Source organism: Nonomuraea sp. MG754425, assembly GCF_021699195.1.
Taxonomy (GTDB): Bacteria; Actinomycetota; Actinomycetes; order Streptosporangiales; family Streptosporangiaceae; genus Nonomuraea.
This window is the reverse complement of the sequence record NZ_SSXE01000258.1, coordinates 1-19,591: the sequence shown is the minus strand read 5'-3', so window position 1 is coordinate 19,591 and position 19,591 is coordinate 1. Positions and strand designations below refer to the sequence as shown.

13 protein-coding genes and 1 pseudogene are annotated in these 19,591 nt (G+C 73.3%); 5 read left to right on the top strand and 9 right to left on the bottom strand.

Going from position 1 to position 19,591, the window contains the following annotated elements; genetic code table 11:
- The 5 genes and pseudogenes from FAF44_RS48365 to FAF44_RS48345 all read right to left on the bottom strand — a co-directional run.
- The coding region (locus FAF44_RS48365; RefSeq protein ID WP_237110216.1) for a non-ribosomal peptide synthetase at positions 1 to 4,870 on the bottom strand (4,870 nt) is incomplete at its 3' end.
- Between the two features lie 80 nt (positions 4,871 to 4,950).
- Complete coding sequence (locus FAF44_RS48360) at positions 4,951 to 6,738, bottom strand: ABC transporter ATP-binding protein (RefSeq protein ID WP_237110215.1); 1,788 nt, start codon at positions 6,736 to 6,738, stop codon at positions 4,951 to 4,953.
- Between the two features lie 43 nt (positions 6,739 to 6,781).
- Positions 6,782 to 7,813: an iron-siderophore ABC transporter substrate-binding protein gene (locus FAF44_RS48355; RefSeq protein WP_237110214.1), complete on the bottom strand. Its 1,032-nt coding sequence runs from the start codon at positions 7,811 to 7,813 to the stop codon at positions 6,782 to 6,784.
- Positions 7,814 to 7,921: 108 nt separating this feature from the next.
- Positions 7,922 to 8,894: pseudogene (locus tag FAF44_RS48350) on the bottom strand (FecCD family ABC transporter permease).
- A complete protein-coding gene (locus FAF44_RS48345) occupies positions 8,891 to 9,946 on the bottom strand; it encodes an iron ABC transporter permease (protein ID WP_237110213.1) in 1,056 nt (351 codons plus the stop codon). The pseudogene FAF44_RS48350 and the gene FAF44_RS48345 overlap by 4 nt, the downstream one beginning before the upstream one ends.
- A gap of 89 nt (positions 9,947 to 10,035) precedes the next feature.
- Here FAF44_RS48345 and FAF44_RS48340 point away from each other — a divergent pair, with 89 nt between their 5' ends.
- Positions 10,036 to 11,148, top strand: a complete 1,113-nt coding sequence (locus tag FAF44_RS48340) for an alpha/beta hydrolase-fold protein (protein ID WP_237110212.1) — start codon at positions 10,036 to 10,038, stop codon at positions 11,146 to 11,148.
- 32 nt (positions 11,149 to 11,180) lie between these two features.
- Here FAF44_RS48340 and FAF44_RS48335 read toward each other — a convergent pair whose 3' ends face one another.
- Positions 11,181 to 12,128 (bottom strand): methionyl-tRNA formyltransferase, encoded by a 948-nt coding sequence (locus FAF44_RS48335; protein WP_237110211.1) that lies wholly within the window; start codon positions 12,126 to 12,128, stop codon positions 11,181 to 11,183.
- 112 nt (positions 12,129 to 12,240) lie between these two features.
- Here FAF44_RS48335 and FAF44_RS48330 point away from each other — a divergent pair, with 112 nt between their 5' ends.
- Positions 12,241 to 13,551 (top strand): lysine N(6)-hydroxylase/L-ornithine N(5)-oxygenase family protein, encoded by a 1,311-nt coding sequence (locus FAF44_RS48330; protein ID WP_237110210.1) that lies wholly within the window; start codon positions 12,241 to 12,243, stop codon positions 13,549 to 13,551.
- Here the strand turns inward: FAF44_RS48330 and FAF44_RS48325 are convergent.
- A complete protein-coding gene (locus FAF44_RS48325; RefSeq protein ID WP_237110209.1) occupies positions 13,526 to 15,874 on the bottom strand; it encodes a polysaccharide lyase 8 family protein in 2,349 nt (782 codons plus the stop codon). The two genes, FAF44_RS48330 and FAF44_RS48325, sit on opposite strands and share 26 nt — an antisense overlap.
- 278 nt (positions 15,875 to 16,152) lie before the next feature.
- Between FAF44_RS48325 and FAF44_RS48320 the strand changes: the two genes are divergently transcribed.
- Together FAF44_RS48320 and FAF44_RS48315 are read left to right on the top strand one after the other, a co-directional pair.
- A complete protein-coding gene (locus FAF44_RS48320) occupies positions 16,153 to 16,761 on the top strand; it encodes a dihydrofolate reductase family protein (RefSeq protein ID WP_237110208.1) in 609 nt (202 codons plus the stop codon).
- Between the two features lie 63 nt (positions 16,762 to 16,824).
- The gene (locus tag FAF44_RS48315; protein WP_237110207.1) at positions 16,825 to 17,625 is read left to right on the top strand and encodes a class I SAM-dependent methyltransferase; all 801 of its coding nucleotides are present in this window, start codon (positions 16,825 to 16,827) and stop codon (positions 17,623 to 17,625) included.
- A 35-nt stretch (positions 17,626 to 17,660) separates the two neighbouring features.
- Here FAF44_RS48315 and FAF44_RS48310 read toward each other — a convergent pair whose 3' ends face one another.
- Positions 17,661 to 17,921, bottom strand: coding sequence for a hypothetical protein (locus tag FAF44_RS48310; protein WP_237110206.1), 261 nt, complete (start codon positions 17,919 to 17,921; stop codon positions 17,661 to 17,663).
- Positions 17,918 to 18,724 (bottom strand): phytanoyl-CoA dioxygenase family protein, encoded by an 807-nt coding sequence (locus FAF44_RS48305; protein ID WP_237110205.1) that lies wholly within the window; start codon positions 18,722 to 18,724, stop codon positions 17,918 to 17,920. Before FAF44_RS48305 ends, FAF44_RS48310 begins: the two co-directional genes overlap by 4 nt.
- 90 nt (positions 18,725 to 18,814) lie before the next feature.
- Here FAF44_RS48305 and FAF44_RS56185 point away from each other — a divergent pair, with 90 nt between their 5' ends.
- Positions 18,815 to 19,579 (top strand): AraC family transcriptional regulator, encoded by a 765-nt coding sequence (locus FAF44_RS56185; RefSeq protein ID WP_237110204.1) that lies wholly within the window; start codon positions 18,815 to 18,817, stop codon positions 19,577 to 19,579.
- Positions 19,580 to 19,591: the final 12 nt, after the last annotated feature.

Sequence of the window (19,591 nt, the reverse complement as noted above, 5' to 3'; positions counted from 1 at the left end):
GGCCACCCTGGGCGAGCTGTTCGACGCCGCCGCCGGTGACCAGGCCGGTGAGCAGGTCGGCGACGAGGTCGTCCGGCCGGGTGAGCAGCCCGGTCAGGACGCGGGTGAACGCGTCGAGGATCGCGCGGGCCCCCCGCTCGCGCAGCAGCCCGCCGTCGAAGATGAGGTTGAAGCGCGGCCGGCCGTCCGGTTCCCGCTCCACCACCAGCGTCAGCGGGTAGTGCGGTGCGCCCTCGTTCGCGACGCCGGTGATGACCAGGTCGTCGCCGGGCCGGCGCAGGTCGCGAACGTCGGTGGCGACGTCGAACACCACCAGCGTGTCGAACAGCGGCCCGCCGCCGGCCTGCCGGCCGATCCTGGACAGTGACACGTGCTGGTGCGGCAGCACCGCGCTCTGGTGCGCGCGCACCGAGGCGAGCAGTTCGCCCGCCGTGGTGCCGCCGGACCACCGGGCCCGTACGGGGATCGTGTTGATGAACAGGCCCACCATGTCCTGGATGCCGGGCACCTGCGCGTCCCGCCCGGACACGGTGGAGCCGAAGACCACGTCCGAGCCGGGCAGGATGCCGCCCAGCGTCGCCGCCCAGGCGGCGTGCACCGCGACGCTCAGCGGCACGCCCGCGGACCGGACGGCCGCGTCGAGGCCGGCGTCCGCCCGCACGGCGGTGTCGGCGAACCGGCCCGGCGCGGTGTGCCCCTCGGCGACCAGCGAGGGGCCGGGCAGGCCCGCGAGTTGCTCGCGCCACACCCGGTCGCTCACGTCGTCGTCCTGTCCGGCCAGCCACCGCACGTACTCGGGGAAGCCGCCGCGCGGGTACGTCGTCCCGGGCGCGTGGTACTCGGCCAGCAGCGCCCGCAACATCGCCGGCACCGACCAGCCGTCGGCGACGATGTGGTGCACGGTCTGCACCAGGACGTTCCGCCCGGCCCCGGCGCGGATCAGCGTGTACCGCATGAGCGGCCCGGTGGCCAGGTCGAATCCGGCGCGGCGGTCCCGTTCGGCGTGCTCGCGGATCTCCTCGGCGGTCATGCCGGGCCGCTCCAGCGTGCTGAACGGCGCGGCCACGCCGCTCTCCAGCACCGAGACCACCCGGCCGTCGGCCAGCGCCACGAACCGCGCGGCCAGGTTCGGGTACAGCGTGAGCAGCCGGGTGGCGGCGGCGGCCAGCCGTCCGGCGTCCACCTCGCCCTCCAGGGTGAGCACCTGCTGCTCGACGTAGCTGCCCGCCGAGTCGTCGTCGAAGACCGAGTGGAAGTACAGGCCCTCCTGCAGCGGGGTCAGCGGCAGGACGTCGAGCAGCGCCGGGCCGTCCAGGTCGTCCACGTCGGCCTGCGTCAGGGCGAGCGGACGGAAGTCGCTGGGGGAGTGGCCGCCCAGGCCGGCCGCCTGCCCCGCCGCTCCGGCCAGCTCCGCCAGTCCGGTCAGGGCCGTCAGGAAGTAGCCGCCGAGCGTCGCCACGTCCTCGTCGGTGAACCGGCCCTCGGGCCACGAGATGGCGGTGACCAGCTCGTACGCGCCGCTCGGGCCGGGTTCGGCGATGGCGTTGAACTCCAGGGCGCGCGGCAGCCGCATCCGCGGGTCGCGCCGCTCGCCCAGTTGCCCGGTGGCTCCCGAGAGCTGCCAGTCCCCGGACGCGCCCGCGTCGAAGCGGCCCAGGTAGTTGAAGAGCACCTGCGGCGCGGGCGCGTCGAAGCCGAGCCCGATCAGGTGCCGCAGGACGCCGTAGGACAGGCCGTTGCCCGGCACCCGGGCCAGGTCCTCCTTGACCGCCTTGAGCGCGGCGGACAGGTACGCGGGGTCGGTGAAGTCGTCGGCCGCGCCGGGGTCCACGGTCACCGGGAACAGCGTGGTGAACCAGCCCACGGTCCGCGACAGCTCCGGCTCGAACCCGGCGGAGCCGGCCACGAACCGCCCCTCGCGCCCGTGGCCCTCCAGTTCGACGTGCGCGAACGTCTGCTCCTGCCCGAGGTCGCGCCGCCACCGGGCGAGGGTGACGGCGAGCGCGGTCAGCAGCACGTCGTTGACGCCGGTGTGGTACTTCGCGGGCAGCTCGCCCAGCAGCGCGGCCGTGGTCGCGGGGCCGGCCGAGACGACCCGTACCCGTTCGCGGGCGACGGTGTCGGCCTCGGACGGCGCACGCCGGCCCAGCGGCCCGTCGGCTCCTGGCAGGGGCCGCTGGTAGTGGCCGCGGTCCGCGTCGAACGCGGTCCGTTCCAGCACCTGCGTCCAGCGCCGGAACGAGGTGCCCACCGGCGGCAGTTCGATCGGCGCGCCCGAGGCGCGCTGCCGCCACGCGGTGGCCAGGTCCTCCATGACGACCCGCCAGGACACGCCGTCGATGACCACGTGGTGGACCGCCACGACCAGGTGCCGGCTCGCGCGCCGCCAGACGGCGCGCAGCATCACACCGTCGTCCGGGTCGAGGCCGCCGACGGCGAGCGTGACGCACTCGTCGAGCGGCAGGTCGCTCTCCTGCCACCGCGCGCCGCTCCCCCCGGGCTCGGGGACGTCGAAGCCCCAGCGGTGGCCGCGCACCAGCCGGGCGCGCAGCATGTCGTGCCGCGCGAGCAGGGCGGCGAGGAGGTCGTCGAGGGCTTCGGCGGTCAGGTCCGGCGGGGTGTTCAGCACCACCGACTGCGCGAAGCCGTCGATGGCGCCGGTGGTCTCGCCGAGCCAGCGCACGATCGGCGACCCGGTGACGGGGCCGGTCGCGACGTCGCCGCGGTCCACGGCGGTGGCCGCGCCGCGCCGGGCCGCCGCCGCCAGCGCCCCCACGGTGCCGCCGGTGAAGATCTCCGTCGCCGTGAGGTGGAGGCCCGCGTCGCGCAGGGCGCTCAGCAGCGAGATCGCGAGGATGCTGTCCCCGCCGAGCTTGAAGAAGTTCTGGTCGACGCCGACCTCGTCCAGCCCCAGCACCGACGCCACCGCCGCGCACACCGCCCGCTCGTCATCGGTGGACGGCGCGACGATCGGGCCCGCCTCGACGACCGGCTCGGGCAGCGCGCGCCGGTCCAGCTTGCCGTTCTCGGTGAGCGGGAACTCCCGCAGCACGACGACGTGCGCGGGCACCATGTAGTCGACCATGTTCCCGGTGGCCCACGCCTTGACGTCGTCCGGCCGCAGGTCCTCGCTGCCGGCCGCCGGGATCACGTACCCGACCAGGTAGGCGCCGCCGGCCGCGTTCTTACGCGCCACGACGCAGGAGTGCCGGACGCCGGGGTGCTCGGCCAGGCCGGCCTCGACGTCCTCGATCTCCAGCCGCATCCCGCGGATCTTGATCTGGTTGTCGGCCCGGCCGAGGAAGTCCAGTGACCCGTCGGGGGCGAAGCGCGCGAGGTCGCCGGTCCGGTACAGCCGGGATCCGTCGCCGGCGAACGGGTCGGCCACGAACCGGGAGGCGGTCAGGCCGGGCGCGTTGACGTACCCGCGGCCGAGCAGGAAGCCGCCCACGTACAGCTCGCCGCCGACGCCGACCGGGACCGGGCGCAGCTCGTCGTCCAGCACGTAGAGCCGGGTGTTGGGGTTGGCCTTGCCGATCGAGGTGGACAGGCGTTCGGCCGCGCCGCGGTAGATGACGTGCGAGACGCCGATGGTCGTCTCGGCGGGGCCGTAGCCGTGGTAGAGCGGGATGCCGAGCCGGGCGCGGAAGCGCTCGTACAGCTCGGGGGTGAGCACCTCGCCGCCGCACCACACGTGCCGCAGGCTGGCCAGCCGGCCGGACTCGCCCGCGATCTCCAGCAGCACGTCCAGCATGGACGAGACCAGGTACGTGAACGTGACGCGCTGCTCGGCGATCACGCCCAGCAGGTGGTGCGGGTCGCGCTCGCCGCCCGGCTTCAGCACGACCAGCCGGCCGCCGCGCACCAGCGGCAGGAAGATCTCGTTGATGGAGATGTCGAACGACAGCGGCGCCTTGAACAGCGAGGCGTCGTCGTGGCCGAAGCGCAGGATCTCGCCGGCCTGCCACAGCAGCCGCTCGCTGATGGCCTCGTGCCGGATCATCGCGCCCTTGGGCCGCCCGGTCGAGCCGGAGGTGAAGATCACGTACGCCAGGGCGGCCCCGGGGACGGCGACCTCGGGCGCTTGGGCGGGGTGGTCGCCGAAGCGCCAGTTCCCGAGGTCCACGGCCACGGCCTCCGGCTCGCCCGCCTCGCGCTCGCCGGTGTGGTTGAGTTGCGCCACGAGCCGGGCGTCGGCGATGACGACCGCGCGGCGCGCGGCGGGCCAGCGCGGGTCGAGCGGCACGAACGCGCCCCCCGCCATGAGCACGGCCAGCAGGCCGATCACCATGTCGGCCGAGCGCTCCAGCGAGATGCCGACGACCTGCTCGGCGCCGAGCCCGCGCTCGATCAGGTGGTGGGCGAGCTGGTGGGACAGCGTGGCGGTCTCGCGGTAGGTGAGCGTGCGGTGCTCGTCCACGATGGCGACCGCGTCCGGTCTGGCGCGCGCCTGCTCGCGGAACATCTCGACGATGGTGGGACGGTCCCGCTCGGCGTCGGTGTCGTTCCACCCGGCCAGTTGCCCCAGCCGCGCCGCCACACCGGACGGGCCGACGGTCCCGAGGGGCCGGTCGGGGAAGTCGGCCAGGTCGTCCAGCGCGAGTTGCGCGTCGGCCTCATCGACGCCTTCGGGCACGGTGATGCCGCGGTCGTCCTCGGTGACCTCCCAGCCGGCGACGCCGCGTCCGCCGGCGCCGGCCCAGCCGAGCACGTCGGTGAAGAGCGTGCCGGGGGTGAGGTCGAGGCCGTCGGGGCCGCGGCCCGTCGCCCAGTACGCCAGTCCGATGGCACACGCTTCGGCGAGGATCCTGCCGGCGGGTTCGCCGGTCCGCCGGCGCAGGCCGGCCAGGCGCGCGGAAGAGAGCGACACGAGACGGGGGCTTGGTTCCCTCATCGAAGACTCAGCCATCCCTTCAGTCAATGAGGTTAGGCTAACCTAACTTTGATCGTCTAGTCAGCTTCGCGCCAGGCGCGCCAGAGCCGTGCGTAGCGGCCGTCCAGGGCCACCAGCTCCTCGTGGGTGCCCTGCTCCACGACGCGTCCCGCGTCCAGCACGGCGATGCGGTCGGCCGCCATCGCCTGGGTCAGCCGGTGCGCCACGAACAGCGCGGTACGGCCCCGGCACGCCGCCAGCACGGCCCGCTCCAGCTCGGCGGCGCCCTGGCTGCCGGCCTCCGCGGTCGACTCGTCCAGCACGACCACCGGCGAGCGGCCCAGCACCAGCCGGGCCAGCGCGAGCTGGGCGGCCTTGGTGCCGTCCAGGCGCTCGCCGCCCTCGCCCACCACGGTGTCCAGCCCGCCGGGCAGCGCCGTGACCCACGGCTCGGCGCCGACCGTGCGCAGCGCGTCCATCAGTTCGGCGTCCGTCGCCTCCGGGGCGGCCAGCCGCAGGTCGTCGGCGAGCGGGCCGGAGAACACGTGCGTCTCCTGCGTCAGGATGCTCGCCAGGACGCGCGCCCCGGCCTCGTCCAGGCCGGCCAGGTCGGTCGAGCCGATGCGCACCGACCCGGCCTGCGGGGTGCCGATGCCCGCGATCAGCGCCGCCAGCGTCGACTTGCCCGCGCCCGTCGCCCCGACCAGCGCGAGCGAGCCGCCCGCCGGGATCTCCAGGTCCACCTCGCGCAGGACGGGTTGCTCGGAGCCCGGGTAGCCGAACGTCAGCCCCTCGACCCGCACCGCGTACGGCCCGGCGCCCGCGGGCGGGACGGCCGCGCCGCCCACCAGCCGCTCCTCCGTGGCCTCGCCCAGCACCCCGACCAGCCGGGTCAGGCTCGCGCCGGACTTCTGCGCCTCGTCGAAGGTGAACATGATGGAGCCGAGCGGGTTGAACAGCCGGTGGAACAGCAGCGGCGCCACCGAGGCATCGCCCAGGGTGACCGCGCCGGCCTCCAGCAGCACGTACCCGGTGACGATGATCAGCACGAGCCCGATGAACTCGGCGCGGTTCTCCCGGCCGACGAACCGGCCGAAGAAGCGGAACACCTCGACGCCGAGATCGCGCACCCGCCACGACTCGCGGGCCACCCGCTCGCGGAAGACCCCCTCCAGCCGGTACGCCCGCACGGTGCCGATCCCGTTCAGCCCGCTGATCAGCGCCTGCGCGCGGTCGGCCTGGGCCTCGCGCTGCGCGCGGTAGAGCGGCGCCGAGCGCGGCAGGTACCAGCGCAGGGCCAGCGCGTACGCGGGCAGCGCCCCCGCGCCCGCCAGCCCGAGCCGCCAGTCCAGCCCGAACATGCCCACGGTGGCGATCACCACCAGCACCCCCGAGGAGAACACGGTCGGGACGGCCTGCCGGATGCCCTTGGACACCACGGCGACGTCGTCGCCGACCCGGGACAGCACGTCGCCGCGCCCGACCTGCTCGACGCGCGCGCTCGGCATGCCCAGCACGGCCCGCACCGCGCCCTCCCGCAGCCGCGCCAGCAACTCCGCGCCCAGCCGCCCGATCAGGTACGTCGAGGCCGCGGTGGCCGCCGCGCCGAGCAGCGCGGCCAGCACCAGCAGCACCCCGACGGTGACCAGGATCGCCTGCGGCTCGCCCGCGACCACCCCGTCCACCACCTGACCGAGCAGGAAAACCGGCAGCACCGCGAGCGCCGCTCCGGCCACCGTGGTGAGCACGGCGGCGGCCGTCAGCCAGGGCGCGTCGCGGCAGTGCGCGGCGACCCAGCGGGCCGCCTCGCGTCCGGTCGCGGTGCGCAGGACGGCCGGGGCGGCGCGTACGTCGGCGCCGCTCACATCCGGACCGCGGCGGGCAGGGGACGGGCCCCGTTCCCGGGCCTCATCCCTGGCCGGCCGACTTGACGAGCTCGTCGATCGCGTACGGCAGCGACAGCAGCGTGCCCTGCGACATCGCCGCGCCGATCGCCGGCCCTTCGCTGTCCAGCAGGTAGGACACCTTGCCGTTCTTGACCGCGGGCAGGTTGGCGAACAGCTCGAACTTCTTCAGCGCCGTCTGGTCGGCCTGGTCGGCGATGACGAAGATGCGGTCGACGTCGATCAGGTCGATGCGCTCGGGGGACAGCACGGTGTAGAAGCTGCCGCCCGCGAGTTCGTCGATCTCCGTCCGGCCCTTGAAGCCGATGCCGGTCACCAGCCGTCCGCGCACGTCGGTGGTGGTGAACGGGGCGACCGAGTTCTTGTACCAGGACACCGCGACGGCGGTCTGGCCGGCGAACTCCGGGTGGGCGGCGCGGGCCGCGTCCAGCTTGTCCTGGATGCCGTTGACCAGGGTCGCGCCCTCGTCCGCCTTGCCGAGGGCCTTCGCGATGTGCAGGGCGTTGTCCTGCCACGGCGCGCTGAACGGCTCCTTCTCGGTCTTGGTGCGGCCGACCGTCGGAGCGATCTTGGACAGCCGGTCGTAGGCGGCCTGGTCGATCTCGGAGTAGACCGCGATGATCAGGTCCGGCCGCAGCGTGGCGATCTTCTCGTAGTTGGGGCCGGCGTCGCCGTTGGTCATGATGACCTCGGGGCGGGTCTCGCCCCACCGGTCCTTCGTCCAGGGCCACTGGGTGTTGACGTCAGGGCTCTGGCCCGGCGGGTTCGGGTACTGGTCGACCATGCCGACCGGCTTGACGCCGAACGCCAGGATCGCCTGGTCGTCGGTGTAGCCGACCGAGACGACCCGCTGGGGGGCCGCGGCGACCACCGTGGACCCGAACGCGTGCTCCACGGTGACCGGGAACGCGCCGCCCGCGGGGGTGGCCGCGCTCTCGGCCCGCGGCTGCGGCTCGGGGCCGGAACCGCATCCCGCGAGCAGGATCGCGGCGGACAGCGCCGCCACTAACCGCCGCGCGGTCTTCGCAACTGTCATTCCTTGGAGAAACATCCGGAAATCCCTTATGTCCGTGGCAAACATCGACTGGCGCCAGGCAAACCGTAACACGCTGAGATTAGGTTAGGCTAACCTTACTGATCGCGGTCAGGCCGCCCGCCTGAGGTTCGCCCGTACCAGCAGGTAGACGAGGAACGGGCCGCCGATCGCGGCGGTGACCACGCCGACCGGAAGGGAGACCGGCAGCGCCGTGCGGGCCACCAGGTCCGCGCCGATCAGCAGCAGCGCACCGGTCAGCCCGGAGGCCGCCAGCGGCGGTGTCGCGTGCCGCGCCAGGCGCATCGCCACCTGCGGCGCCACCACCCAGACCCGCCGCGACCTGGTCGCCGAAGTGCATCGGCCGCAGAGGGAAGGCGAGGTAGGCGACGGCGGCCAGGAGCGGCAGCGCGCACCACAGCGCAGCGGAGACCTCGTCCCACGTCCGGCTGTCCAGCGAGCCGATCAGCCACGCCTGGGCGCGGGCGACGTCCCGGATGTCGGCCGTGACCAGCAGCCAGGTGATGATCGCCTCCATCACGGCGCTCACCGAGATGCCGATGAGGACGAGCCGGAGCCCCTCGATCCCGCGCCGCCAGGCCATGAGGTAGACCAGCAGGCCGGTGCCGAGCCCGCCCGCGAGCGCCGCCGCCGGCAGGCCCACGGAGCCGGTGATCGCCGCGGCGGTCCCGCCCGAGGCCGTCACCAGGAACACCGAGACCGCGCCCGCCCCGCCGGTGACCCCCAGCACGTCCGGGCTGGCCAGCGGGTTGCGCGCGACGGACTGGGTGATCGCCCCCGACACCCCCAGCGCGACCCCCACCACCAGCCCGGCCAGGGCGCGCGGCATCCGCAGATCCATGATCACGAACTCGTCCACCCGCTCGCCCCGGCCGAAGATCGTGGCGATCACCTGGGGCAGGCCGATGGGGAAGTCCCCGACGCCGACAGACAGGCAGAACACCAGGAAGACGGCCGCCGCCAGCAGCAGCGTGACCCCCAGCAACCAGGGCCGCCACACGAACGACGCGCCGCCGAGCCGTATGCCCGGGGTCACCGTCCGCCGTACCGCTGTCCCGCTCATGCGCTCCTGAACCTTCCGCGCCACACCAGCACCGCGAAGAACGGGGCTCCGGCGAGGGCGACGACGACCCCCGCGGGCAACTCGCCCGGCCGCGTCACCACACGCCCCGCGACGTCGCAGGCGAGCAGGACGACCGCGCCGAGCAGCCCCGCGTACGGCACCAGCCAGCGATAGTCGGGCCCGGTGAGGTACCGGGCCACGTGGGCCACCATGAGACCGAGGAAGGCGATGGGCCCGCACGCCGCCGTCGCCGCGCCCGCCAGCACCGTGATGGCGACCACGCCCACGGTCCTGCTCAGCGCGATGTTCACGCCCAGCCCTCGGGCCACGTCGTCGCCCAGGTTGAGCAGGTTGACGGCGGGCAGCGTGGCCAGCGCCAGGACCAGCCCGGCCGCGATGAAGACCGTGACCGGCCAGATGACGTCGAATCCGACGCCGGCCACGGACCCCGCGTTCCAGAAGCGCAGCGCGTTGAGGGAGGCCTGGTCCGTCAGCGAGATGGCCGTGGTCATCGCCGCCAGGAACACCGCGACCCCCTGGCCGGCCAGGGCGAGCGTCAGCGGGCTGCCCGCGCCGTTGCCGAGGCTGGCCAGCCCGAAGACCACGACCCCGGCGGCGCCCGCCCCGAGGAAGGCGAACCAGACGTACTGGACCGGGTTGGCCAGCCCGAACAGCACGATCACCGTCACCACGGCGAACGAGGCCCCGGCGTTCACCCCCAGCAGCCCCGTGTCGGCGATCGGGTTGCGGGTCAGTCCCTGGATCAGCGCCCCGCCGGCCCCCAGCGCGACCCCCGCCACGATCGCGAGCACGGTCCTGGGCACCCGCACGGTCCGCACGATGAGCGCGAACTCGCTGAGCCGCTGGTCGGCGTCCGGTGTCCCGAACAGCCCGTGCCACACCTCCGCGAGGCTCAGCGCCCGCGCGCCGACGGCCAGCGAGAGCGCCGCCGCCACCACGAGGAGCACCGCCAGCGTGCCCACTCCCGCCACCAGTCGCCGCCGGCTCCGCGCGGCCCCGGGGGCGGGAGGTCTGTCCACAGTCGTGCCCATGCCGGCGTTCGTCCCCGCCCTCTCGATCATTAATTTAGGTAAAGCTATCCTTAGTTGCTGGCCGACGGTAGTGACGGACGGGACTGCGTATGGACGACACCTTCGCCAGGTTCGGGTGTCCGGGGGAACCGGGCACCGAGGAGTTCTGGGCGGCGGCGGCGACGCCCGCCTCGGTCCCCGACGGGGACGGCGGCTGGCTCACGCTGTTCCTGTGGCGTGGGCAGGAGGCCGGTATCGACTTCGAGAGCTGGTCGGAGCCGGTGCCCCTGCGCCAGTGGGGCGGCAGCGACTGCTGGTACGCCGAGGTGGCGATGCCGGCGCGGCTGCGGGTCACCTACCGCTTCCGCGCCGGCGAGGCCGCCTACGCCGACCCGCTCAACCCGGTGGGCGCGGGCGGCGACCGGTCCATCGCCGCCACCCCGGACGCCCCCGCCCAGCCGCACTGGCCCGCCGTCGGCGCGGCCGACGTCCTGCCCCTGCCGCGCGTCCGGGTGCGCTGGGCCAGCGAGCGGCTCGGCGGGCGGCGCACCGTGCGCGTGCACCCGGCGGGCGGCGGCGGGCCGGCCGTCCTGCTGCTCGACGGCGACGACTGGCTGCACCTGCACCCGGCCATGGCCGCCTTCGACTCGGCCGTCGCCTGCGGCGACCTGCCACCCGTCACGCTCGTCTTCGTGCCGGTGCGCGACCGGGAGGCCGAGTTCGCCTGCCGTCCCGAGCTGTGGGAGGCCATCAGGGACGAACTGCTCCCGCTGGTGGCCGACAGCGGCGTGCCCGCCGGGCGGGACCGGCTGGTGGTGGCCGGGCAGAGCCTCGGCGGGCTGAGCGCGATGTACGCGGCGCTGGAGTTCCCCGGGCTGATCTCCGGCCTCGCCTGCCAGTCCGCGTCGTTCTGGTGGGCGCCCGGCGTCGCGGACCTGGCCGACCCCATGGGCGGGGCGGCCGGCGGCGCGATCGCCGCGCGGCTGCGCGCGGGCGCCGACCTGGCCGGGCTGCGGATCGCGTTCGACGTGGGGGAGCACGAGAGCCGGATGCTGCCGCACTGCGAGCTGGTCGAGACCCTGGCCGAGCGGGCCGGCGCCACCGTGCGCGTCTCGCGCTCGGCCTCGGGCCACGACCGGGCCGGCTGGCGGCACGCCCTGCTCAGGGACGTCGCCTGGGCGCTGGCGGACGCCGGCCCGGCCGCCGGGCCGCCGCCCTGTTAGGACGACGGCCTCGGGGAGGCGGCGTGCGCGGGTCACGGATGGCGGGTGAGGTAGCCCCCCATGCTCCGGAACAGTTCGGTGGCGGGCAGGTCCGTGCCGTCCTCCGTGCGTACGCGTTCGATGACCAGCCCGTGGCTGCGGCCCTTGCGCGCCTCGGACCCCGCGACGATGACCACGCCGTCGCCCTCCCGGATGAAGACCCGGCCGGGCGTGCCGCCGTAGACGCCCTCGGACACCGAGGCCCGCAGCACCCGGACGCGCTGCCCCCGGTAGTGCGTGAAGGCGTTCGGGTACGGGTCGGACTGGGCGCGGATCAGCCGTTCGATGTCCCCGGCGGGCCAGCTCCAGTCGATGTTGCTGTCCTCGACCGAGCGCTTGTGGAAGAAGCTGGCCTTCGAGCGGTCCTGCGGCGTCCAGGCGGTCCGCCCCGAGTCGATGAGGTCGAGCGCCTCGGTGACGATCGGCGCGATGAGATCGACCGTGCGGTGGAACAGGTCGGTGGCGGTGTCCGCGGGGCCGACGGGCACGGCGCGCTGCACGACGATGTCGCCGGCGTCCAGTTCGTCGTTCATCATGTGGGCGGTGACCCCCACCTCCTTCTCGCCGTTGATCAGCGCCCAGATCAGCGGGGAGAAGCCGGCGTAGGCGGGCAGCAGCGAGTCGTGCACGTTGAGGGTGCCGTGCCGGGGCAGGCCGAAGATCTCCGGCGGGATCCAGGTGCGCCAGTTGTTCGCGACGAGCAGGTCCGGCTCGGCCTCCTTGAGCCGGGCCATCAGTTCCTCGTCGTCGGGACGGTTGCGCAGCAGCACCGGTACGCCGTGCGCCTCGGCCAGGTCGGCCACCGAGTCGCTCCAGATCCTCTCGTAGGCGTGCTCGCTCCTGGGATGGGTCACCACCAGGACGACCTCGTGCGCGGAATCCAGAAGTGCCTGGAGCGTGCGATGACCCCAGGTTTGGTACCCGAACATCACGACCCGCATGGTGCCTCCTTGTCGAGGGGATCGAATTAGGTTAGGCTCGCCTTAATTAGGCCAGGCTAACCTAATTTTGGCAATGTCTCCACTCCCGTTCCATACCGGCGGAAAGGCATCCATGTCCTCTGCGGCGCAGCACGTCCACGACCTCATAGGCATCGGCTTCGGGCCGTCCAACCTCGCCCTGGCGATAGCGCTGCGCGAGCGCCAGGCGCGGACGGACGACCTCTTCGACGCCGTTTTCCTGGAGAAACAGCCCGCCTTCGGATGGCACCGGGGCATGCTGCTGGAAGGCGCGACCATGCAGGTGTCGTTTCTGAAAGACCTGGTCACCATGCGGAATCCGACCAGCGAATTCAGCTTTCTGTGCTATCTGCGCGACAAGGGCCGATTGCTGGACTTCATCAACCACAAAACGATGTTTCCGTCGCGGCTGGAATTCCACGACTATCTCGAATGGGCCGCCGGCCGTTTCTCCGACCAGGTGGAGTACGGCTCGGAAGTGATCGCCGTCACCCCGGTCGAGACGGGCGGGACGATCGAGTTCCTGGACGTCGTCGTCCGGCAGGGCGACGGCACGCTGATCACCCGCCGCGGGCGCAACCTGGTGCTCGCCGCCGGGCTCGAACCGGTGCTCCCCGACGGCATGGTGAGCGACGAGCGAGTCTGGCACAGCGAGGAACTGCTCGACAAGCTGCCCGGGGTGCGTGACCCGCGCAGGTTCGTGGTGGTCGGGGCGGGGCAGAGCGCGGCCGAGGCCGCCGAGCACCTGCACAGCGCCTTCCCCGGGGCCGAGGTGTGCGCCGTCTTCGCCAAGTACGGCTACACCCCGGCGGACGACAGCTCCTTCGCCAACCGCATCTTCGACTCGACGGCGGTCGACCACTTCTACTCCGCCCCCGACGAGGTGAAGACCCGGCTGCTCGCCTACCACGCCTCCACCAACTACTCCGTGGTGGACCTGGAGCTGATCGACGAGCTGTACCGCCGCCACTACCAGGAGAAGGTGCAGGGCAAGGAGCGGCTGCGCATCTTCAACGCCTCACGGCTGGCCGACGTCGAGCGGGACGCCAACGGCCTGCGGGCCACCGTCGAGTTCCTGCCCACCGGCGAGCGCACCGTGCTGGAGGCCGACGTCATGGTCTACGCGACCGGCTACCGGCCGGCCGACCCGCTCACCCTGCTCGGCGAGGCCGGCCCGTACTGCGAACGACTGCCCGGCGGCGGCGTGCGCCTGGACCGCGACTACCGGATCGTCACCGCGCGGGCGATGCGCTGCGGCATCTACGTGCAGGGCGCGAGCGAGCACACCCACGGCCTGACCTCCACGCTGCTGTCCAACACCGCGGTCCGGGTGGGGGAGATCGCCGAGTCGATGGCCGGCCGGCTCCGCAGCGGGAGCCTCAGCTCCTACGCGCTGTCACGCTGAACTGCGGCGGGGGAGTGCGGACGGGCTCCGGTGCCCGGACGCGCACCACCGCGGTACGGGCGTGCCCGCGGCTGCCGCCCACCTCCACCTTGACCGCCTTCTTCGCCCTGCGCACGCCGCGGTCACCGTCCTTGACGGACTTCACCGCCCAGGGCAGCGTGATCTTCACCTCGTCGGCGGTCCTGGACGGGTCGGAGACCGCGAGCCGGACCTGCTCCCCGTCGCGGCGCAGCAGCAGCGTGCACGGGCCGTCGGCCGACAGCGGCCCGTCCTCGGTCCGCACCGTCCCCGCGCGCCAGAAGACGGCGGCGAGCAGGCAGCCGCGCGAGATGGCCTGCACCGAACCGGAGTTGGCGAGCACCTCGACCTGCCCGCCGTAGGCCGCGGTCTGCGCGGCCGAGGCGCCCGGCAGCACGGCGTAGGCGTAGCGCGCCTTGCGCGGATCGACGCCGTGGTCGATCAGGATCGTGGTGTAGTGCCTGCTCACGGGGGTGCCGTCGCCGCCCGTGGTGGCGCCCTTGTCGATGTCGCGCCAGCGGCCGGTGCGCTGCTCGCGCAGCACCTTCGGGTCGGCGCCGTCCAGCAGCGCGTAGCCGGCCACGCCCGACAGGTGCACCCAGCCGTCGCCCCGGGACAGCGGCGGATGCCCGGCATGGGTGTTGCGGTTCTCCACGACGGTCTCGACGCGGCGGCCGTCGGAGGCGGCGATGCCGGTGCCGAGGGCGATCACCGCGTCGTCGAGCAGGAACCACGCCTTCTTGGCCCGCAGCGAGGAGCCGCCGGCGATCAGCTTCATGGCCGCCGCGCCGTACTCGCCGTCGAGCGCCACGCCGCCCGCCCACGGGGTGGGCGGCAGGCGTCGCCCACCGTGCCGCAGGTCGGCGCGCCTGCGGGTGTCGACAGTCGTGCCCGGCAGCCGGTACGGGTCGATCGTCGGCCACAGGTCGTCGTTCCAGTGGGTGAGGTCGTCGGTGTAGAGGTAGGTCATGCCGTCGCCGGTGTACCAGCCGTGCAGGTTCTCCCGGTTCATCGCCTCGGCCGCGCCGATCCGCTCCGAACTCATCGCGATCGCGAAGGCCCAGGCAGGACGGCGGTGCACCACCCGGTCCATGTCGGCGAACACGTACGTGCCCGTCGTGCGCGGGCCGACCGGCACCGAGGCGTCCCGCAGCAGGGCCTCGGCGCGCGCCACGCTCGCCAGCGGCGCCAGCGTGGCGTAGGGGACGGCCTGGTTGCGGGTCAGCCAGCCCTTGACCAGGGGCCGCCAGCGCCGGGCATGGCGCTCGGGGGCCGCCTCCAACAGGGTGAGGACGGCCTCGACCGCCTTCTGCCCCGAGTGGTAGTCGCGGTGGCCCTGGCGCGAGACGGCCCGGCCGCGCACGCAGTCCATCATCAGCCCGTCGAAGATGAACGGCGTGAACGAGCGGTCCACGATGTCGTAGACCTTCCCGACGCCGGAGATCTCCCACGGCGAGCGGGCGAGCATGACGATCAGCTTGGCCACGCTCTCCAGGTAGTCCACGCCGTAGCTGCCGGTGTAGGGGAACACGTCGTGCTGGATGAACGAGCCGTCCCGGTAGAAGCCGTCGCCGGGGCCCCGGGTCGTCCGCAGCAGGTCGGAGACCGCGCTCTTGGCCCGCCTGACGAGCCGCGCGTCGTGCGTGAGCAGCCCGCGCATCGCCACCGCCATGGCCTTGCTCGCCCGATTGGCGCCGGTCTCGACCACGCCGGGATGGCTGATCCGCCGCTCCGGGTCAGGGCACCAGCGGCGCAGCGGGCGCAGCCAGCGCTTGAGACGGTCCGGGGGCAGGCCGTCGTACAGCAGGGCGCAGGTGTCGGTCAGCGCGCGGGGCACGCCGATCTCCCACCAGAACCAGTTGCTGCCGCGCCGGTCGAGCCCCTCGTGGTAGGCGTGCTCGTACAGGAAGTCCAGCGCTTCGGCGGCGGTCTCGGCGACCCGCCCGTCCCGGTGCATGGCGGTGCCCGGCGTGGCCCAGCCGAGCGCCAGGGTGCGCATGCGGTTGTAGGCGCGGTTGAAGTTGCCCGTACGGGGGTCGCCCAGCGGCAGGTCCGGCCACAGGCTCGGACGTCCCGGGGCCGGGCTCAGCTTGCGCAGCACCGCGTTGGCCGAGCCCTCGACCGCCCGCGTCCGGTCGGCGTAGGCGGCGTCGTACGACCCGCCGGCCAGCAGGCTCACCCACCGTTCGCGCGCGGCGTCGAACGCGGCCGAGCCGATCGCCTCGGCCGGTCGCTCCCAGGCGGCGAGGCCCGCCACGGCCGTGGTGCCCAGCAGGGCCGAGCGCCGGCTGAGGTGGTAGGTCATCGGGGCCTTCCGGACATTCGGGCAAAGCACAGGAAACGATCATATGTCGATAGGGGAGCGGCTTTTTCGCCTTTCGCAGTGACCTGCCGGCGCCCGGCCGCAGCCGGAGCACCGGGACGCCGGCCCTGGCGCGGCCGGTCAGGCGCCCGGCCGTGCACGGGGAGCGGAAAGGGCACCGTAGGCGAGTCTGAAGAATTCCGTAGGCGGGCCCCGCCAGGCTGTGGGACACAGGCGGACGGCGCAACGCGTCCGCCGACCCGATGAAGGAGACAGGCGAAATGGCGAGCAGACTGCTGGTGGGCACCTTTGTCACCCTGGACGGCGTCATGCAGGGCCCCGGCGGGGTCGGTGAGGACGACTCGAACGGCTTCCCGCACGGCGGCTGGCTGCCCCCGCACGTGGACGAGGGTTTCAACCGCATCATGGGCCCGTTGCTCGACCGGGCCGACGCCCTGCTCCTGGGGCGCAGCTCGTACGACACGCTCAGCTCGCACTGGCCCGACGTGCCGGACGAGGAGGGCGGGGCCAAGATCAACGGCATGACGAAGTACGTCACCACGCGGACCCCGTTCGAGGCGTCCTGGCGCAACAGCGAGGTCCTGGCGGGCGAGGCCGCCGAGACGGTCGCCGAGCTCAAGCGGCGCACCGAGGGCACGATCCTCGTCCAGGGCAGCAGCGACCTGATCCGCACCCTGCAGAGCGCCGAACTGGTCGACGAGTACCACCTGCTGGTCTTCCCCGTCGTCCTCGGGGAGGGCAAGCGGCTGTTCGGGGCGGGCGCGACGCCCGCGGAGCTGAAGCTCACCGGCTCCAGCACCACCGACGCCGGCGTCGTCTACCTGACCTACACGTGGGAGGGCAAGCCCCGCTACGGCTCCGTCGTCTGACACCGGGTATACCTCGGGCATACCACCGCCCGATAATGTCCGGACGACGGACAAGGGGTGGCGGTGCACGACGAGGTCTACCACTACAACGAGGAACGGTGGGAAGCCCTGGTGGAGGCGGAGGCGTTGTTCACCCGCCCCATGCTCGACCTCGACGAGGAGAGGGCCCGGGCCTACCTCGGCCTGGCGGAACTGGGGGTGCCCGGCGACGTGGCGGGCCGCCGGGTGCTCTGCCTGGCGGGCGGGGGCGGCCAGCAGTCCGCGGCCTTCGCCCTGCTCGGAGCCGAGGTGACCGTGCTCGACCTGTCGGCCGGGCAGTTGCGGCGCGACCGCACGGCCGCCGAGCACTACGGCGTCTCCGTCCGTACGGTCCAGGGCGACATGCGGGACCTGTCGGCCCTCGACGAGTCGTCGTTCGACCTGGTCTGGCATCCGTACTCGCTGACCTTCGTCCCCGACGCCCGGGTCGTCTTCCGGCAGGTCGCGCGGGTCGTCGGCGAGGGCGGCCACTACTACCTGATGTGCGCCAACCCGTTCTTCTCCGGGCTCACCCACGCGTCGTGGAACGGCGAGGGCTACCCGGTGAGCCTGCCCTACACCGACGGGGCCGCGACCAGCTATCCCGACCAGGACTGGGTCTACGACCGGACCTCGGCGGGCCACCGCATCAGCGAGCCCCGCGAGTACCGGCAGACGCTGAGCCGGATCGTCAACGGCCTGATCGGCGAGGGCTTCACGCTGACGCACCTGTCCGAGGTCCGCGGCGACCACTCCGGCGCGGAACCGGGCAGTTGGGGGCACTTCTCGGCGGTGGCCCCGCCGTGGCTGGAGTTCGTCTGGCGGTACGGCGGGGCCTCCTCCTGAGGGGTCCCCGCCGGGCCGCAGGACAGGTGCGGCGGTCAGGAGAGTTTCTCGAAGAAGAACTCGTGCTTCAGGAACGAGGTGTCGTACTCGTGCCCCGGGTACGGCGGGATGAGCTGCGCCGCCTGGAACAGCCGCCATCCGTCGCGCAGGGCGTCCACACCGGTCTCGTACGGCGGCTCGTCCCCGTCGCCCGCCGTCGGGTTCGTGGCCCCGGTCCCGTCGTAGCGCGACCAGCCCACCACCGGCGCGTCCAGGGCGGAGGTGGCCAGGTAGAGAACGAGCACCTGCTGCTTCATGCGGCCCTCCCCGGGCGGTTGGTCACGCGCGTGGCCCAGTAGTCGACGTCGAACGAGGCGTCGGCGGTCATCGCCCGCCACATGAGCGCCCGGTTGTGGATCTCCAGCCGTCCGGTCGCCTGCTCGTACCAGGGGAAACGCCGGCCCAACTCGTCGAGGACGGCCGGGTCCGCCAGGTCGGAGGTGTCCCACAGGCGTACCTGTGGCACGGTCGGGTTGAAGCGGATCTTGAACATGTACCGGCGCACGTCGCTGTCGTTGCGCCGGCCGCCGTGCCAGATGCCGTGGTGCAGCAGCATCACCGTCCCGGCCGGGCAGGTCAGCCGGGTCTGGCCGCGCAGGTTCTGGTAGCGGCCGGTGTCGCTCTCGTTGACCCGGCGCAGGTGGCTGCCCGGCACCACCAGGGTGCCGCCCATGTCCGCGCTCACCTCGTGCGGGTAGTACATGAGCTGCACGTCGAAGGCGTCGGCGCGGGTGTCGATGATGGCGTCGGCGTGCAGCGGCTGGGCGTGGCCGTTGCGCGGCTCGCGGATGTGCACGGCGTGGTGGTCCACGAGCGGGTCCGGCCCCACCAGCGACCGCAGCGCCCCGGCGACCGCCGGCACCTCGATCAGGCGGCGGGCGAACGACCCGCCGGGGAACGCCGTGCGGACCGGGGTCCCGTACGGCGCGCGGGGGATCCCCGCCTCCAGGACGTCGATCGCCCGCTCGTTGAGCTCGTCCGGCACGACCGCGTCCAGACGCAGGTAGCCGGCCGCCACGAAGCCGGCCACCCGTACGGAGGAGAGCAGAGTGGTTTCCATGCCTCGACGCTAGAAGCGGACACCCGCCCTGTCGTGGGTTGTAATCCCCCACTACTGGTCGATTCTCCCTCGCTGGTGTAGACAGACGACGTGCGTCACGTCACGATCGCGCTCGCCGAACCGCCCGAGGTGGCCTGGGCGGGCGTGGCGGTGCACGGCGTGGACGGCCCCCACGACGTGTTCCGCCTGCCCGACCTGTGGCAGCTCCACCTGTACGACTACGCCGCCGAACTCGTCGTCGAGGGCACCCCGCACGCCATCGCCCCCGGGCACGTCAGCCTGATCCCGCCCGGCGCCGAGGCGCACTTTCACTACCGGGGCCGCTCGGAGCACCTGTACGCGCACTTCCGCCTGCCCGGCGGTGGCGACCCGCGCACCGTGCCGGTCATGCGGGACGCCGGTGACCAGGCGCCCGGCCTCGGCGTCGCGCTGCGCCAGGCCGTCGCCGCCGTCCCCGGCACCCCGGCCAGGGCGTCGGCCGAGGTGTGGTCGGTGCTCTGGCGGGTGGCGAGCCTGCCCGTGGCCGGCAGCCCGCACGCCGTGGTGGCCGCGGCCATGGAACGCATCGAGGCGGACCTGGCGGCGCCGTTCACCGTGCCGGCGATCGCGCGGGCGGCCGGGGTCTCGCACAACCACCTCACCCGGCTGTTCCGGGCCCACACCGGTGACACCGTCGTCGGCTACATCCGCCGCCGCCGCATGTCCCGGGCGTTGCACCTGCTGCGCGAGTCGACGCAGGCCATCCCCGCGATCGCGGCCGCCGTGGGCATCCCGGACCTACAGGCGTTCAACAAGGCCTGCCACCGCGAACTCGGCGCCTCCCCCCGCGCCCTACGCGCCCGGCAATCCCCTTGACCCCTTCCCACC

What these genes read in the sequence shown, in the direction of transcription:
- FAF44_RS48340 (WP_237110212.1), top strand. Translation starts at nt 10,036, where the DNA reads ATGGACGACACCTTCGCCAGGTTCGGGTGTCCGGGGGAACCGGGCACC.
- FAF44_RS48335 (WP_237110211.1), bottom strand. Translation starts at nt 12,128, where the DNA reads ATGCGGGTCGTGATGTTCGGGTACCAAACCTGGGGTCATCGCACGCTC.
- FAF44_RS48345 (WP_237110213.1), bottom strand. Translation starts at nt 9,946, where the DNA reads ATGGGCACGACTGTGGACAGACCTCCCGCCCCCGGGGCCGCGCGGAGC.
- FAF44_RS48330 (WP_237110210.1), top strand. Translation starts at nt 12,241, where the DNA reads ATGTCCTCTGCGGCGCAGCACGTCCACGACCTCATAGGCATCGGCTTC.
- FAF44_RS48325 (WP_237110209.1), bottom strand. Translation starts at nt 15,874, where the DNA reads ATGACCTACCACCTCAGCCGGCGCTCGGCCCTGCTGGGCACCACGGCC.
- FAF44_RS48320 (WP_237110208.1), top strand. Translation starts at nt 16,153, where the DNA reads ATGGCGAGCAGACTGCTGGTGGGCACCTTTGTCACCCTGGACGGCGTC.
- FAF44_RS48310 (WP_237110206.1), bottom strand. Translation starts at nt 17,921, where the DNA reads ATGAAGCAGCAGGTGCTCGTTCTCTACCTGGCCACCTCCGCCCTGGAC.
- FAF44_RS48355 (WP_237110214.1), bottom strand. Translation starts at nt 7,813, where the DNA reads ATGACAGTTGCGAAGACCGCGCGGCGGTTAGTGGCGGCGCTGTCCGCC.
- FAF44_RS48305 (WP_237110205.1), bottom strand. Translation starts at nt 18,724, where the DNA reads ATGGAAACCACTCTGCTCTCCTCCGTACGGGTGGCCGGCTTCGTGGCG.